Below are 15,579 nucleotides of genomic sequence, written 5' to 3'. Positions count from 1 at the left end.
GGAGGGCGCGATGCTGCCGGGCTGGCTGATCGTCGGCGTCTCGTTCGCCTATCTGCTGTTGTTGTTCGCGGTTGCCTATTTTGGCGACCGCCGCGCCGACCAAGGGCGCTCGATCATTTCCAATCCCTGGGTCTACAGCCTGTCACTGGCGGTCTATTGCACCGCATGGACCTACTTCGGCAGCGTCGGCCGCGCCGCGTCGGGGGGCATTTCCTTCCTGCCCACCTATCTCGGTCCCACGCTGGGGCTGGCACTGGCCTGGCTGGTGCTGCTGAAGATGATCCGCATCGCGCGCAGCTACCGCATCACCTCGATCGCGGACTTCATCGCCTCGCGCTACGGCAAGAGCCATCTGCTCGGTGGCCTGGTCACTGTCATCGCGGTGGTCGGTATCGTTCCCTACATCGCACTCCAGCTCAAGGCAATATCGACGGGTTACGCGCTGCTGGTCGGCGGCTATGACCCGGCGTCCAAGGCCGTCGCTGCCACCGCCGCGGGCTGGTGGCGGGACAGCACGCTCTACATCGCCCTTACGCTTGCTGCGTTCACCGTGCTGTTCGGCACCCGTCACCTCGATACCACCGAGCGCCACGAAGGCATGGTGGCGGCGATTGCGTTCGAGTCGATGGTCAAGTTGCTCGCTTTCCTCGCCGTCGGCATCTACGTCACCTACTGGCTCTACGACGGTTTTGGAGACCTTTACGCACGGGCGATGGCGGCGCCCGACCTTGCGGGTGTGCTTGCCTTCGACAGCGCCGGACGGCTGGGCTACGGGGGCTGGTTCGCCCACGTGTTGCTGGCGATGCTGTCGATCATCTTCCTGCCGCGCCAGTTCCAGATCGCGGTGGTCGAGAACGTCAACGAGCAGCACCTGCGCCGTGCCACCTGGGCGTTCCCGGCCTACCTGCTGGCGATCAACATCTTCGTCATCCCGATTGCGCTCGGTGGTCTGCTGCATTTCGGCCAGGGTACGGTCGACCCGGATACCTTCGTGCTCTCGCTGCCACTGGCGCACGACAACGCTGCGCTTGCTCTGTTCGTATTCATCGGCGGCCTGTCGGCGGCCACAGGCATGGTCATCGTGGAGGCCATCGCGCTGTCGACCATGGTCTGCAACGACCTGGTGATGCCGATGCTGCTGCGCAGTCGCAGGCTCAACCTCGCGGGCGAACGCGATCTCACCGGGCTGCTGCTCGGCATACGCCGTGGGGCGATCGTCGTCGTGCTCTTGCTGGGCTATGTGTACTTCCGTCTGGCCGGTGAGGCCTATGCGCTGGTGAGCATCGGCCTGATCAGCTTCGCCGCGGTCGCCCAGTTCGCGCCAGCAATGCTGGGCGGCATGTACTGGCGTGGTGGAACCCGTGAGGGGGCTCTGGCCGGTCTGTTGGCGGGCTTCCTGGTGTGGGGCTACACGCTGATGCTGCCCTCGTTCGCCAAGTCGGGCTGGTTGGACCCTGGCTTCATGGAGCAGGGTCTGTTCGGACTCTCCCTGCTCAGGCCCGAGCAACTCTTTGGCCTGAGCGGCTGGGACAACATTAGCCATGCCTTGTTCTGGAGCCTGCTCGCCAACATCGGCTGCTATGTGCTGGTGTCGCTGCTGCGGGTTCCGACCGGTGCGGAGGCGACCCAGGGGGCGCTGTTCGTCGACGTGTTCCGGCGCGGGGAGGCGGCGCCGACCAGTTTCTGGCGAACCGGGGCCGAAGTGCGCGAGTTGCTCCCGCTGGTGGCCCGCTTTCTCGGCCAGCGCCGCACCGAGGAGGCGTTTGGCGCGTACGCGCGATCACATGGCTACGAGCGCATCGACCAGCTCAAGGCCGACCCCGACCTGGCCCACTTCGCGGAGTCCCTGCTCGCCGGTGCCATCGGCAGTGCCTCGGCTCGGGTCATGGTGGCCACGGTGGTGCAGGAGGAACCGTTTGGCCTTGGCGAAGTGATGGATATCCTCGATGAGGCCTCGCAGGTGCGCGCCTACTCGCACAAGCTCGAGGAGAAGTCGCTGGCGCTGGAGGCGGCGACTGCCGAACTGCGCGCGGCCAACGAGCAGCTCAAGGAGCTCGATCGGCTCAAGGACGATTTCATGTCGTCGGTGACGCACGAGCTGCGCACGCCGCTCACCTCGATCCGCGCCTTCTCCGAGATGATGGTCGACGATCCAGACATTTCCGTCGACGACAGACAGCGCTTCCTCGGCATCATCGTGTCCGAGACGGTGCGCCTCACGCGCCTGGTCAACCAGGTTCTGGACATGGCCAAGATCGAGTCGGGTCATGCCGAGTGGCATAACACCGACGTCGATATGCACGAACTGGTCCAGCATTCGGTGGACGCTACCATGCAACTCTTCCGTGACCGCGGCGCCGAGGTGCACCTCGATCTTGCAGAGGGGGTGCCGCTCATCCGGGCGGACCACGACCGCCTGCTGCAGGTCATGCTCAACCTGTTGTCGAATGCTGCCAAGTTCGTGCCGCAGCATGACGGTCGCGTCGACGTGAGCCTGCGCTGCGATGGCCGGCAGTTGCGCGTCGATGTGAAGGACAACGGCCCGGGTATCGATCCCGGGCTGTTCCCGGTGATCTTCCAGAAGTTCCGGCAGGGCGGCGATGAGCGCTCGCGCCCGCAAGGAACCGGGCTTGGGCTGCCGATCAGCCTGCAGATCGTGGAGCATTTCGGCGGCCGGCTGTGGCTCGAGTCGACGCCGGGCGAGGGGGCGACCTTCTCGTTCGAACTGCCGTTGGCTGCGGCGGCCGGGCCCAATGAATTAGAATAGTGGCGGGGAGGAGTCTGAATGAACAAGAGAATATTGATTGCCGACGATGAGCAGAACATCGTCATTTCGCTCGAGTTCCTCATGAAGCGCGAAGGCTTCGAGGTGGCGATCGCCAATGACGGTGAGGAAGCCGTGCAGCGCATCCGTGCCGACCAGCCTGATCTGGTCCTGCTCGATGTGATGATGCCCAAGAAGAGTGGTTTCGAGGTTTGCCAGGAAATCAAGGCTGATCCGGCGCTGGCGTCGGTGCGCATCCTGATGCTGACCGCGAAGGGGCGCGACACCGAAGTTGCCAAGGGCCTCGCCCTGGGGGCAGACGCCTACATGACCAAGCCCTTTTCCACCAAGGAGCTGGTGGAAAAGGTACGCAGCCTGCTGGAGGGCTGATCGATGCAGGCACGTACGCGTTTCATACTCGCGGTGATCGTGCTGTTCCTGCTCATGACCGGCCCTTTTCTGCTGACAGCGCTGATCATCTGGGTTGAGACACAGGACGAGGGACGCCAGCAGCTGATCCAGGTGATCGCCCCCCACCTGACCCTGGGGACGATGCTCACGGCGCTGGGCTTTGCGGCCGGCGTGGGTGTGGTGCGCGCGCTGTTTCGGCAGTACGTGCAGGGCCTGCTGCGCATGTCGGAACACCTGCGCCTGATGCTGGGAGCCAATCGTGGCTTTCGAGTGCAGCCCGACGGGCCGCCCGAAGTGCAGGCGCTTGCAGTCGCCGCCAACGAGCTTGCCACCCAGCGTGACGAGTTGCTGACCGACGTCGAGGCGCAGATCACGCGCGCCAAGGAGTCCGTCGAGCTCGAGAAGAACCGCCTGGCGGCACTCATGTCCGAGCTCACGCAGAGTGTGGTCGTGTGCAATCTCGATGGCCGTATCCTGCTCTACAACAACCGTGCGCGCACGCAGTTCAGGGCGCTCTCGGATGCGCCGGCTGTGGCCGGTGGCGGTGAGCTGATCGGCCTTGGGCGATCGATCTACGGCGTATTCGAGCGCAACCTCATTGCGCACGCGCTCGACACCATCCAGCAGCGCCTGCGCCGCGGTGTTGCGCAGCCGCAGGCCAATTTCGTCACCACCACCAAGGCGGGGCAACTGCTGCGCGTGCAGATGGCCCCGGTGCTGTCGGTGATCGCCCCCCCGCGCAGCGATGCCGCGGCCGATGCAGTGGCGGTGGTCGAGCCGACGCAAGGCAGTGCCGCAGCCGAAGCGGCGGACAGCGAGCCGGCCGTTGCGCCCGAACGCACACTGACCGGCTTCATCCTCATGCTCGACAACATCACGCGCAACTTCGAGACCGAGTCGCGTCGCGATCAGATGCTGCATTCGCTGACCGAAGGCAATCGCGCCTCGCTGGCGAACGTGCGCGCGGCGGCCGAGATGCTCGACTATGCCGATTTGCCCGACGAGATGCGCCAGCGCTTCCGTGGTGTGATCCGCGACGAGGTCGAGGCAATGGGAAGCCGTCTCAACCAGACCGCAAACGAGTTTGCCGACTCGCTCAAGGCGCGCTGGCCGTTGGAGGAGATGCTCGGCGCCGACCTGATCTCGGCGGTGCAGAGGCGCATCGAGAGCCGCATTTCGCTGCGCACCAAGCTCGAGGAGGTCGACGAGTCGCTGTGGATGAAGGTCGACAGCTTCTCGCTCATGCAGGCAATCACATATCTGGCGAGCCGCCTGTCCGACGAATTCGAAGTGCGAGAAATCCGTTTCCGGCTCAGCGGCGCAGGGCGGCTGCTGCATCTTGACCTCATCTGGCAAGGCCAGGCCATGAGCACCGAGACGGTGATGAGCTGGGAACTCGAACCGATGCAGATCGAGGGCGAAAGCAGTCCGCTCACGGTGCGCGACGTCATCGACCGGCATGATGGCGAGATGTGGCTCGAGCGCGAGAAGGTGCGTCACCGCGCGTTCTTCCGCATTGTGCTGCCCGCGGCCACGCCGCAGGAAGCGGCAGTCGTCGACAACTACCTGCGTGGCGAGAGCCGGCCGGAGTACTACGATTTCGACCTCTTTGCCTGGTCTGACCGATCCCATGGCCTCGAGGACCGCCTGCTCTCTGAGTTGACCTACACCGTCTTCGACACCGAGACCACCGGCCTGAATCCGTCCCAGGGCGACGAGATCATCCAGATCGGCGCCACCCGCATCCTCAACGGCAAGCTGCTGCGCAGCGAATCGTTCGAGCAGCTCATCGACCCGCAGCGTCCGCTTGCGGCCGAATCGGCCAAGATACACGGCATCACCTCGGACATGTTGCGTGGCCAGCCGACCGTCGACAAGGTACTGCCGGCCTTCCACGCGTTTGCTGCCGATACCGTGCTGATCGCGCACAACGCTGCGTTCGACATGCGTTTCCTGCAGCTCAAGGAGGCGCAGACGGGGCTGAAGTTCGACCAGCCGGTCATCGACACGCTGTTGCTGTCGGCGGTGATCCACCCCAATCAGGAGTCGCACAGGCTCGAGGCGATTGCCGAGCGCATGGGCCTGACCATCATCGGTCGTCATACTGCGCTGGGTGACGCGATCGTGACCGCAGAAGTGTTCCTCAAGCTCGTTCCGCTGCTGGCGGAGCGCGGCATACGAACCTTGCGTGAGGCGCGCGAGGCCGCCGAGAAGACCTACTACGCGCGGATCAAGTACTGATGGCGTGTGCCGGCCTTGCCCGCGGAGGCCCGGATTGAGGCGCAACGCCGGCTTCAACCGCCAGCTCAGGCGTTACTACGGCTGGTATACGGGGACCTTCGCGCTGTTCGTGGTCCTGCTTGCGGTGGGCGAGTACCTTGGCCTGTCCGAGCGGGTCATCGGCCACGTCTTCCTGTTCGTCACCATTGCCGTCTATGCCGGCATTGGCGTCATGAGCCGGACCTCCGACGTGTCCGAGTACTACGTCGCCGGGCGGCGGGTGCCGGCCATGTTCAACGGCATGGCCACCGCTGCAGACTGGATGAGCGCGGCCTCGTTCATCGGCCTGGCCGGCACGCTCTATTTCAGCGGCTTCGAGGGGCTGGCCTTCGTGACCGGGTGGACGGGCGGTTTCGTGCTCGTGGCCTTGCTGCTCGCCCCCTATCTGCGCAAGTTCGGCCAGTACACGATCCCCGACTTCCTCGGCGCGCGTTACCAGGGCAACGTCGCTCGCCTGGTCGGGCTTGCCGCAGCGGTGCTCGCAAGCTTCGTCTATCTGGTCGCGCAGATCTATGGGGTGGGGCTGGTGACGAGCCGCTTCGTCAGCGTCGAGTTCGAGATCGGGCTCTTCATCGGACTGGCGGGGATCCTGGTGTGTTCCTTCCTGGGGGGGATGCGCGCGGTGACCTGGACCCAGGTTGCGCAGTACGTGATCCTGATCATCGCCTATCTGGTTCCGGTGGTGATCCTGTCCTACAAGCTGACCGGGATACCGATTCCGCAGGCAGTGTATGGGACGGTGCTGCAGCAGATCAGCGCACAGGAGGATCACCTGCTACAGGCGCCGGCCGAGGTCGAGGTGCGCGCCATGTACCGCCAGCGTGCGCAGAACTACAGTGCGATGCTGGAGGCGCTGCCGGAGTCGCTGGAGATCGAGCGCCGCGTACTCATCGAGCGTCTCAACGACATGCGCCTGAACGATGCCCCGGCGCGCGAGATTGCGCTCACCGAGCGGGCGCTGCGCGATCTGCCGCGCAGCCCCGCCGAGGCCCAGCAGGTGTGGGCCCGTGCGCGTGCCGAAGCGCTCGAGCGCTCGAAGCCGCCGCCTCGGCATGCCGAGGCCCACCCTGGGGGAGACGAGCACGAATCGCGGGTGGCGCGCAACAACTTCCTCGCCCTGATGTTCGTGCTGATGGTGGGCACTGCGGCGCTGCCGCACATCCTGATGCGCTACTACACGACGCCGGGGGTGATGGAGGCGCGGCGATCGGTGATGTGGTCGCTGTTCTTCATCTTCCTGCTCTACGTGACCGCGCCGGCCTACGCCGTGTTCGCAAAGTGGGAGGTCTATCACAACGTGGTCGGCTCGAGCCTGAGCATCTTGCCCGACTGGGTGGCGTCCTGGGGCAAGGTCGGCCTGGTCAGGATCGAGGATCTCAACGGCGATGGCATCCTGCAGCTCGCAGAGTTGCGGATCAATACCGACGTGATCGTGCTCGCGACGCCCGAGATTGCCGGCTTGCCTTACGTGGTGTCGGGCCTGGTCGCCGCAGGGGGCCTGGCGGCAGCCTTGTCGACCGCCGACGGCCTGTTGCTGACGATATCGAATGCGCTCTCTCATGACCTGTACTACAAGGTGGTCAACCCGCAGGCGACTGCCCACCGCCGGCTGGTGATCTCGAAGTCCCAGCTGCTGGTGGTGGCGGTGGTCGCTGCCTGGGTGGCCTCGTTGCGCCCGGACAATATCCTCTTCATGGTCGGGCTCGCGTTCTCGATCGGCGCCTCGGCCTTCTTCCCGGCGCTGGTGCTTGGCATTTTCTGGAAACGCGCAAACCGGCCGGGTGCGGTCGCAGGCATGCTCGTCGGCCTGTCGGTTACGCTCCTCTACGTCGTACGCACGCATGCGTTCTTCGGCGGCTCGATGGCCAACGCTTGGTTCGACATCAATCCGATCTCGGCCGGGGTGTTCGGCGTACCGCTGGGCTTCGTCACCATCGTGGTGGTGAGCCTGCTGACCAAGCCGCCGCCGCAGGAAATTCAGGACCTGGTGGACTACGTACGTTACCCCGAGATTGCGGGCGAACGCAGGATGGAGCCCTGAGTCGCCCCTTGAACCGCGGCCGATACGCCCCACATAGGGTTCAGTTCAACGAATCCCGAGGATGTCCGTCATGCGCTTCGACAAGCTCACCACCAAGTTCCAGCAGGCCCTCGCCGATGCGCAAAGCATCGCCGTCGGCAACGACCAGCAGTTCATCGAGCCTTTGCACGTGCTGCAGGCGCTGCTCGAGCAGGACGATGGCGGCAGCGTGTCGCTGCTGCAACGCGCCGGGGTCAATGTGCCGCCGCTCAAGAGCGCTGTCGGCAAGGCCATTGGCCGCCTGGCCAAGGTCGAAGGCCATGGCGGCGAGGTCAGCATCGGCCGCGACCTCAATAACCTGCTCAATATCACCGATCGGGAAGCCCAGAAGCGCGGCGACCAGTTCATCGCCAGCGAGATGTTCCTGCTCGCGCTCGCCGATGACAAGGGCGAAGCGGGCCGGCTGCTCAAGGAACATGGTCTCGCACGCAAGCCGCTCGAGGCCGCGATCGAGGCCGTGCGTGGCGGAGCCAGCGTAGGCAGCCAGGATGCCGAGGGCCAGCGTGAGTCGCTGTCGAAGTACTGCCTCGACCTCACCGAGCGTGCTCGCAGCGGCAAGCTCGACCCGGTGATAGGCCGCGACGACGAAATCCGCCGCGCGATCCAGATCCTGCAGCGCCGCACCAAGAACAATCCGGTGTTGATCGGCGAGCCGGGTGTGGGCAAGACCGCGATCGTCGAGGGCCTGGCGCAGCGCATCGTCAACGACGAGGTGCCCGAGACGCTCAAGGGCAAGAAGGTGCTGTCGCTCGACATGGCGGCGCTACTGGCCGGTGCCAAGTACCGTGGCGAGTTCGAGGAGCGCCTGAAGGCGGTGTTGAAGGAGATCGCGCAGGACGAAGGTCGCATCATCCTCTTCATCGACGAGATCCACACCATGGTGGGCGCCGGCAAGGCCGAAGGCGCGATGGATGCGGGCAACATGCTCAAGCCCGCGCTCGCCCGTGGAGAACTGCACTGCATCGGCGCCACCACGCTGGACGAGTACCGCAAGTACATCGAAAAGGACGCTGCGCTCGAGCGTCGCTTCCAGAAGGTGCTGGTTGAAGAGCCGACCGTGGAGGCGACCATCGCCATCCTGCGTGGGCTGCAGGAGAAGTACGAGATTCACCACGGTGTCGACATCACCGACCCGGCCATCGTGGCTGCGGCCGAGCTGTCCAACCGCTACATCACCGACCGCTTCCTGCCCGACAAGGCGATCGACCTGATCGACGAGGCGGCCGCGCGGATCAAGATGGAGATCGACTCCAAGCCCGAGGTCATGGACAAGCTCGACCGCCGCATGATCCAGCTCAAGATCGAGCGCGAGGCGGTGAAGAAGGAGAAGGACGAGGCTTCGCAGAAGCGCCTGCAGTTGATCGAGGATGAGCTCGCCAAGCTGCAGCGCGAGTACAACGATCTGGAAGAGATCTGGAAGGCCGAGAAGGCCAAGGTCGCCGGCTCGGCCCATATCAAGGAAGAGATCGACGCCCTGCGCGCGCAGATGGCCGAGTTCCAGCGCAAGGGCCAGCTCGACAAGGTGGCCGAGCTGCAGTACGGCAAGCTGCCTCAGCTCGAGGGGCAATTGAAGATGGCCGAGCAGGCGGGCGAGAGCGCCACGCCCAACAAGCTCTTGCGCACCCAGGTCGGCACCGAGGAAATTGCCGAGGTGGTGTCGCGCGCCACGGGTATCCCGGTGAGCAAGATGATGCAGGGCGAGCGCGACAAGTTGCTGAAGATGGAGGACAAGCTGCACGAGCGCGTGGTGGGCCAGGACGAGGCCGTGCGCCTGGTGGCTGATGCCATCCGGCGTTCGCGAGCCGGCCTGTCGGACGAGAACCGCCCCTATGGCTCATTCCTCTTCCTTGGCCCGACGGGCGTGGGCAAGACCGAACTGTGCAAGACGCTGGCGAATTTCCTGTTCGATTCCGAGGAACACCTGATCCGCATCGACATGAGCGAGTTCATGGAGAAGCACTCGGTCGCACGCCTGATCGGTGCGCCGCCGGGCTACGTCGGCTACGAGGAGGGCGGTTACCTCACCGAGCAGGTGCGGCGCAAGCCCTACAGCGTGATCCTGTTCGACGAGGTCGAGAAGGCGCACCCGGATGTGTTCAACGTGCTGCTGCAGGTACTCGACGACGGCCGCATGACCGACGGGCAGGGGCGCACGGTGGACTTCAAGAACACCGTGATCGTGATGACGTCGAACCTCGGCAGCCAGATGATCCAGGCCATGGCGGGTGACGACTACGGCGTGATCAAGCTTGCCGTAATGGCCGAGGTGAAGACCTACTTCCGCCCCGAGTTCATCAATCGTATCGATGAAGTGGTCGTCTTCCACGCCCTCGACGAAAAGCACATCGCCGGCATTGCCCGTATCCAGCTGCAGTACCTGGAGAAGCGCCTGGCCAGGCTGGAGATGGGCCTGGAGGTTACCGATGCGGCGCTGGCCGAGCTGGCGAGCGCGGGTTTCGATCCGGTGTTCGGCGCACGTCCGCTCAAGCGTGCGATCCAGGAGTACATCGAGAATCCGCTCGCCAAGGCGATTCTCGAGGGCCGGTTTGCCGCCAAGGACACGGTGCGTGTCGATGCCCCTGCCGGGAGGCTGGAGTTCGAGCGCGTCCAGCGCTGAGGCGGGTCAGGCCGGCGGGTGCGCCTTCAGCCAGCCGGCAAAGTCGTCTGCCGCCAGGGGGCGCGAGAACAGGTAGCCCTGCATCAGTGTGCACTGTCGTTCGCACAGGAAGGCGCGCTGCTGCTGGGTTTCAACTCCCTCGGCGACGACCTCGAGACCCAGGTCGCGCGCCATCGACAAGGTGGCGGTGACGACGGCAGCGTCCTCCGGGTCGCCCGGCAGGTCGGCGACGAAGCTCTGGTCGACCTTCAGGCGGGCGATGGGGAGGCGTTTCAGGTAGGCGAGGGAAGAGTAACCGGTACCGAAATCGTCAAGGGCCAGGCTGAGGCCGTGGCCGACGAGTTGGTGCAGGCGCTCCAGCAGCTGCTCACCCGGCTGCATCAGCGCGCTTTCGGTGATCTCGAGCTCGATCGCGCTCGGCGAAGCGCCCGTTTCCTGCAGGATGGCGATCACACTATCGACGAATTCGGCACGCCGGAACTGCAGGGCCGAGATGTTGACGGCAATACAGACCTCGCCCAGCCCGGCCTGCGACCAGCGTACCTGTTGCCGACATGCCTCGCGCAAGACCCAGTCACCGAGTTGAATGATCAGGCCGGAGTCTTCCGCAACAGGGATGAAGCGGGCAGGAGATATCGGCCCCTGGGCAGGGTCGTTCCAGCGCACGAGCGCTTCGCAACCCATGGTGCGTCCGCTGCGCGTATCGATCTGGGGCTGGTAGTGCAAGCTGAGCTGGTCTGTGGCAATTGCGCGGCGCAGCGCGTTCTCGAGCAGGAGGCGCTCGGTGGCGCGTACGTTCATGTCCGCGGTGAAGAACTGGAAGTTGTTGCGACCAGCGGCCTTTGCGCCGTACATCGCCGTGTCGGCGTGCTTGAGCAGGATCTCGACGGTGTCACCGTCCTCGGGAAAGAGGGCGATCCCGATACTGACCGAGGGGCGAAGCTCATGACCATCAAGCTCGATCGTTGCGGCAAGGACGTCGAGCATCTTGCGTGCGACGGCGGCAGCATCGGTCGGTCCGGCGATGCGTGGCAGCAGGGCCACGAACTCGTCGCCGCCCAGACGCGCGAGTTGATCCTCGGCGCGTACGCATGCGCTCAGGCGGTGTGCGACTGTTTCCAGCAGTCGATCACCCATGGCGTGGCCGAGTGAGTCGTTGATGGTCTTGAAGTTGTCCAGGTCGAGGAAGAGCACGGCGAAACGGTCGTGGTGACGGGTCGCGCTGCGCAGCGCGACCGCACCGTGTTCGAGCCATGCGCTGCGGTTCGGCAGTCCGGTCAGGGTGTCGAAGCGCGCCAGGTAGTGGATGTGCGCCTCTGATTCTCGGGCTCGGGTAACGTCCTGCAGGATGCCGCGCAGGCGTCCCAGGCCATGCTCCGACCATTCGCTCTCGATCTGCAGGTGGAGTACGCGTGGCGGTTCGCTCAGCGTACGGCAGTCGATGGTGCGCAGGCCCGCAGCCTGCGTAAGCTCGTCGATGATTTCGCGCAGCGCGCTCTGGTCGTCCTCACGGAAGCTGGCGACGATGTCGTCGATCGAGCTCAGCTCGGCCTGCTGGCGGCCGAGCAGGCCGTGCAGCCCATGCGAGCAGCGCAGGCCGCGCAGACCGTCGAAGCTCTCCCAGCTACCCATCTGTGCGATTCGCATGGCTTCGTTGAGTGCAGCCTGCTTGTCGTGGAGGTCGGCATGGGTGGCTTCGAGTTCCTGCGTGCGGCGTTCGACCAGCGCGGCAATGCGGCGCGTGTTGCCGGAGCTTATCAGCAGGAAGGCGCCGAGCAGGGCGGTGGCAAGCAGGGCGACGACGACGGTGCCCAATGCGGCCCAACTGCGCAGGCTGAGCAGATAGGCGGGTGTTGCCCTCAACAGGACTTCGAGCGGACGCTCGCCGAACTCGAACGCGTGGGCATGCCGCACTTTACGCTCCAGCCAGCCCGGACCTTCGCAGCCGGGCGTTCCGCTCAGGCGTGTACCCGGGGCGCCACCCGAGCGGTCGATCAGGCACAGTTCGATGAGCGCAGCCAGTCTGGGGTCGAGTGCGCTCGCAATCGCGTCGTCCATGCGAAAGGCTGCCGACACGATCCCGCTGCGTCGTTCGCCGGTGCGCGCAGCGGCCTTGTTCCAGCCTGGTGCCAGTGTGGCGAGATAGACGACCATGCCGCGCTGGTCGTCACGCTCCTGTACCAGACGGAAGGGGTCGCTCGCCACCGGGCGACCGCTGCGCTGACTTGTCTCGATGGCCACTGCCGCTGCGGGTAGCGCGTAGGGGTTCATGCCGATCACGCTAAGGTTCGTCGCCCTGGGCTCGACGAAGGCGATCGGGTAGTAGCGCGCGGCTTGAGCGGCTGGAAAGGTCTGGCCCTGGAAGTCACGGTCGAGGATGCGGTAGCCGGGGGTGTCCTCCCGCATGACGGCCTCGAACGCTTCGCGCTCGTCGTTGCGTACGAGCGGGTTCCAGGCAAAGTTCTGGGTGCCGGGGTAGCGGTGCAGCCAGGGGCTGACGAAGGCCTTGAATTCATCGCGGGTGATCTGATCGCTGTTGCTGATCAGGCCGCTGATCGACAGCATCATGTCGATCTGGGCGTCGAACCTGCGCTGGACCTGGGTGGCAAGGAGGTGCGCGTCGCGCTCGAATTGCGCGTGGATGCGGTTCTCCTCCCATGAGATGACCTGCTTGAAGGCGATACTCAGCATCGCCAGGGCAACGAGCAGCGGAACGGCCACTGCATTGCGCCTGCTGCGCCAGTCCGCCGCCGGGCGACCGAACAGCACCAGCATCAAGGGGGTGGCGATGATCACGCCGAGCGTGTCGCCGAGCCACCAGTTCCACCAGTTGAAGAACAGGTCCTCGCGGGCGATCAGGCCTTCCTGCACCAGCAGTGGCGTGCTGACGGTTGCCGAGACGAGACAGCTCGCGGGGGCGATCAGGGCGAGCAGGCGCAGAATGCTCGCGGTGTCGTCGAAGGCACTCTTGCGGCCAATGAATCGGTCGATGAGGCAGGCGCCCAGTACCGCCTGCAATGCCGCGGCGACGGGCGCGAGCGCAAGCACTGAGACAAGGGGGCTGGTGGCACCGACAGCAGCGCCTGCCAGAGCCTGCACCGCGAGCGAACCGAGCAGTACGCCGGGCCACAGACGCCTGCCGTAGATGTGCAGTGCAGCCATTGCAATGCCAGCGGCCGGGAACACGGGCACGGCGTATCCGGGCGGGATCGCCATGTTCAGGCTGAGCCAGCCCGCCACCGCGTATGCCAGCGCAAGGATGACGACAGAGAGGAGATAGGGCAGCGCCGGGGCCGGTTTCATCGCGCGCAGTATAAAGGGCAGTGATCTGCGCTTGTTGAGGCATCGTGCACGCCCGCGCCTGATTGAGCGGTGGATGCGTTAAACTCGCGGGCTTGATCCGGGCGCCCGGCGGTTCCGCCCCCGCAGTGCATGCATGCCCGGGCCCTTTCCTGAGTCCCTCGCGGAAATCGAGATGTTCGAAACCATTCGCAGCAACAAGCGTGTCGCCCAGGTCATTCTGGCGATCCTCATCGTTCCTTTTGCCTTCTTTGGCATGGATGCCTATTTCAGCGACTCGCCCACCGGTAACGAAGTGGCCAAGGTCGCGGGTACGGGCATCAGTGCCTTCGAGTTCGACCAGGCCCTGCGCGAACAGCAGGACCGACTGCGCCAGAGTGCGGGTGGCCAGGTCGATCGCGCGCTGCTCGAATCGACCGAGCTCCGCAGAGTCGTGCTCGACAACCTCATCAACCAGCGTGTGCTCGCGCTCTACGCCGCGGAGAACCGGCTCGTCGTAACGCCGCAGCAACTGCAGGAGGCGATCGCCGCCGTGCCGGCCTTCCAGGAGGACGGTCGTTTCTCGCTGCAGCGATACGAGATGCTGGTGCGTGCTCAGGGCATGACGCCTGCCAGCTTCGAGGCCAGGGTGGCCCAGGATGTGCGCATCCAGCAGATCGTCGCCTCGGTCGGCGACGCCGGGATCGTGCCGCAGGCGTCGGCTCAGCGCTTCCTGGCGGCTCAGCTCGAGGAGCGCCGGATTCGCGAGCTGCGCTTCCCGGTCAGCCGCTTTGCCGCCGATGTGAGCATCACCGACGACGAAGTGAAGGCCTACTACGAGGCTAACGCCGCTCGTTTCGAGCAACCCGCGCGAGTGCAGGCCGAGTACCTGCTGTTCGACCGCGCTGCGGTCGAGCGCGGCATCGAGGTGGCCGACGACGAGGTCCAGGCCTTCTACGAAGGCAACCAGGGCCGTTTCGGCGTGGCCGAGGAACGCCAGGCCCGACACATCCTGCTCTCCCTTGACGCCGCTGCCGATGCAGCCGAGGTCGACAAGGTGATGGCCGAGGCGCGTGCGCTGGTCGATACCCTGCGCGGGCAGCCCGAGCGCTTTGCCGAGATCGCCCGCGCGCAGTCCCAGGATCCGGGTTCTGCAGGGCGGGGCGGCGACCTTGGCTTCTTTGGCCGGGGCATGATGGTGGGCGCCTTCGAAGACGCGGTCTTCGCCCAGAGCAAGGGCGAAATCGGCGACCCGGTGCGCAGCGAGTTTGGCGTCCATGTCATCGAGGTGACCGACATCAAGCCGGCCACGATCAAGGCGCTGGAAGAAGTGCGTGACGAGATCGTCGCCGAGCTGCGCGGTGCGGCCGCCGGCCGGCGTTTTGCAGAGCTTGCCGAGCAGTTCGCCAACACGGTGTACGAACAGTCCGACAGCCTGGCGCCGGCTGCAGAATTGCTTGGACTCGAGGTGCTGACCACCGACTGGATGTCGCGTGCTGAAGGTAGTGGCCCGTTCGCCAACGAACGTCTGCGGAGCGCGCTGTTCGGCGATGAGTCGCTGAACAAGGGCCGCAACACCGAAGCGATCGAGATCGGCAACGGCACGCTGGTGTCGGCACGGGTCAAGGCCTCCGAGCCTGCCAAGCGCTTGCCGCTGGAAGAGGTGCGCACGCGCATTGCCGACGACCTGAGGCTGGAGCACGCACGCGCACGCGCGGCCGAGTCTGGAGCCGAGATGCTCGCAGCGCTGCAGAAGGGCGGCGAGGCCGTGGGGGATTGGGCCGAGGCGCGTACGCTGCAACGTGGCGCACCGGGCCTGCCTGCAGCGGCCATGCAGGCGGTGTTTTCCGCGCCTGCCGAGCCGCTTCCTGCCTTCGTCGGGGTGGCTTCGAGCGAAGGCGACTACGTGATCTACCGTGTCGATGCCGTCGAGCGACCGCAGATTGCCGGCGACGACGAGCGTATCGAGCTGGTCGCCGCGCAGTACTCGCAGTTGCTCGCGGGCCGTGATTTTGCCGGTTTCCTAGCCGATCTGCGCCAGCGCTACAAGGTCGAGATCAGCCCGGGCGCGCTGCAGGTGCAGTAAGGCCTTCAGGTAAGCGCTGCCGCAACGAAAAAAGCCCGGTACTGTTGCCGGGCTTTTTTATA

At 65.3% G+C, this 15,579-nt stretch carries 7 protein-coding genes; 6 read left to right on the top strand and 1 reads right to left on the bottom strand.

Annotation, left to right across the window (positions count from 1 at the left end):
* The first annotated feature begins 10 nt into the window (after nucleotides 1-10).
* The 5 genes from C662_RS08475 (at nucleotide 11) to clpB (ending at nucleotide 10,152) form a co-directional block, all read left to right on the top strand.
* The gene (locus C662_RS08475; protein WP_002927276.1) at nucleotides 11-2,767 is read left to right on the top strand and encodes a sensor histidine kinase; all 2,757 of its coding nucleotides are present in this window, start codon (nucleotides 11-13) and stop codon (nucleotides 2,765-2,767) included.
* A gap of 18 nt (nucleotides 2,768-2,785) precedes the next feature.
* The gene (locus C662_RS08470) at nucleotides 2,786-3,154 is read left to right on the top strand and encodes a response regulator transcription factor (protein ID WP_002927274.1); all 369 of its coding nucleotides are present in this window, start codon (nucleotides 2,786-2,788) and stop codon (nucleotides 3,152-3,154) included.
* 3 nt (nucleotides 3,155-3,157) lie between these two features.
* Nucleotides 3,158-5,416 carry an exonuclease domain-containing protein gene (locus tag C662_RS08465; protein ID WP_002927273.1) on the top strand — a complete coding sequence of 753 codons (2,259 nt, stop codon included), beginning with the start codon at nucleotides 3,158-3,160 and terminating at the stop codon, nucleotides 5,414-5,416.
* A gap of 34 nt (nucleotides 5,417-5,450) precedes the next feature.
* Nucleotides 5,451-7,496 carry a sodium:solute symporter family protein gene (locus tag C662_RS08460; protein WP_002927270.1) on the top strand — a complete coding sequence of 682 codons (2,046 nt, stop codon included), beginning with the start codon at nucleotides 5,451-5,453 and terminating at the stop codon, nucleotides 7,494-7,496.
* Between the two features lie 70 nt (nucleotides 7,497-7,566).
* Entirely contained in the window at nucleotides 7,567-10,152 is a 2,586-nt protein-coding gene (clpB, locus tag C662_RS08455) for an ATP-dependent chaperone ClpB (RefSeq protein WP_002927268.1), read from the top strand.
* 6 nt (nucleotides 10,153-10,158) lie between these two features.
* Here the strand turns inward: clpB and C662_RS08450 are convergent, their stop codons facing one another.
* Nucleotides 10,159-13,455 carry an EAL domain-containing protein gene (locus C662_RS08450; RefSeq protein ID WP_002927264.1) on the bottom strand — a complete coding sequence of 1,099 codons (3,297 nt, stop codon included), beginning with the start codon at nucleotides 13,453-13,455 and terminating at the stop codon, nucleotides 10,159-10,161.
* 172 nt (nucleotides 13,456-13,627) lie between these two features.
* On the opposite strand from C662_RS08450, the gene C662_RS08445 reads away from it, so the two are divergent.
* Entirely contained in the window at nucleotides 13,628-15,517 is a 1,890-nt protein-coding gene (locus C662_RS08445) for a SurA N-terminal domain-containing protein (protein ID WP_002927253.1), read from the top strand.
* Nucleotides 15,518-15,579: the final 62 nt, after the last annotated feature.

It is taken from the genome of Thauera sp. 28 (assembly GCF_000310145.2).
Lineage (GTDB): Bacteria > Pseudomonadota > Gammaproteobacteria > Burkholderiales > Rhodocyclaceae > Thauera > Thauera mechernichensis.
This window is presented reverse-complemented; position numbering and strand designations above follow the sequence as displayed.

Bases quoted from the DNA above. Each gene is read 5' to 3' on its own strand.
- C662_RS08470 (WP_002927274.1), top strand. From the start codon at position 2,786: ATGAACAAGAGAATATTGATTGCCGACGATGAGCAGAACATCGTCATT.
- C662_RS08450 (WP_002927264.1), bottom strand. From the start codon at position 13,455: ATGAAACCGGCCCCGGCGCTGCCCTATCTCCTCTCTGTCGTCATCCTT.
- C662_RS08445 (WP_002927253.1), top strand. From the start codon at position 13,628: ATGTTCGAAACCATTCGCAGCAACAAGCGTGTCGCCCAGGTCATTCTG.
- C662_RS08475 (WP_002927276.1), top strand. From the start codon at position 11: ATGCTGCCGGGCTGGCTGATCGTCGGCGTCTCGTTCGCCTATCTGCTG.
- clpB (WP_002927268.1), top strand. From the start codon at position 7,567: ATGCGCTTCGACAAGCTCACCACCAAGTTCCAGCAGGCCCTCGCCGAT.
- C662_RS08465 (WP_002927273.1), top strand. From the start codon at position 3,158: ATGCAGGCACGTACGCGTTTCATACTCGCGGTGATCGTGCTGTTCCTG.